This window comes from Pseudomonas sp. HMSC063H08, assembly GCF_001813645.1.
Lineage (GTDB): Bacteria > Pseudomonadota > Gammaproteobacteria > Pseudomonadales > Pseudomonadaceae > Pseudomonas > Pseudomonas aeruginosa.
In genome coordinates this window covers 1-816 of sequence record NZ_KV813384.1, presented here as the reverse complement: position 1 = coordinate 816, position 816 = coordinate 1, and the positions used below count along the sequence as shown (strand labels likewise).

2 pseudogenes are annotated in these 816 nt (G+C 65.1%); both read left to right on the top strand.

Annotated features, from left to right (window positions below):
* Positions 1-480 (top strand): annotated as a pseudogene (locus tag HMPREF2924_RS07795) (hypothetical protein); the annotation flags it as partial.
* Positions 467-816, top strand: a pseudogene (locus HMPREF2924_RS07790) (DUF2163 domain-containing protein); the annotation flags it as partial. The pseudogenes HMPREF2924_RS07795 and HMPREF2924_RS07790, both read left to right, overlap by 14 nt.

Sequence of the window (816 nt, the reverse complement as noted above, 5' to 3'; positions counted from 1 at the left end):
CCGGTGCATGGCTTCCGCTGGCAGACCGAGGGTCGCGAGGAGCATGCGGCGCTGCGCAGCCTGCTGTACGCCCTGCGCGGCCGACAGAAAGCGATCTGGATTCCGACCCATGCCGCCGACCTGGTTTTGGCCGACACAGTGGCTGCGACCAGCTCCGTCCTCGATGTCGAGCTGTGCGGCTTGGCGCGGTTCTTCAGGGCTGATGCTCCCGGCCGGCGCGATATCCGCATTGAGCTGTTCGGCGGGCAGGTCTTCTACCGGCGCATCCTCGACGTCAGCGAGCTGAACGTCGACGTCGAGCGCTTGGCGATCGACAGCGCGCTGGGCACCGTTGTCCGGCCGAGCGACGTCGCACGCATCTCGTTCATGACCCTGTGCCGGCAGGACAGCGACAGCGTGCAGATCACACACGAAACCGACACCGACGGCATCAGCACAGCCAGCACGGTGTTCCGAGGAGTACGCGATGAGCTTCAGTGATCGCGAGCGGTCCCTCGCCGATGGCCAGGCGATCAGCTTGTACGACTTCCGCCTCGGCCCGATCCGTTGGACCTACACAACAGCGAATCGAGACATCGAGTTCAACAACATGACGTTCCGGGCGCGGCCGGTGAGCGACGATGGACGGCGCATGACCGGCCAAGTCAGCGCCGACATCATGACGGTTACTGGCCCGAGCGACTTGGAAGTCGCGCAGCTGTACCGGGGCGCTCGGCCATCGAAGGCTCCAACACTGACCGTCTGGGACATCCACTGGAACGAGCCACAGGGGCTTGTGGTGTGGATGGGCAGGATCGACGAGGTGAACTGGCCGGC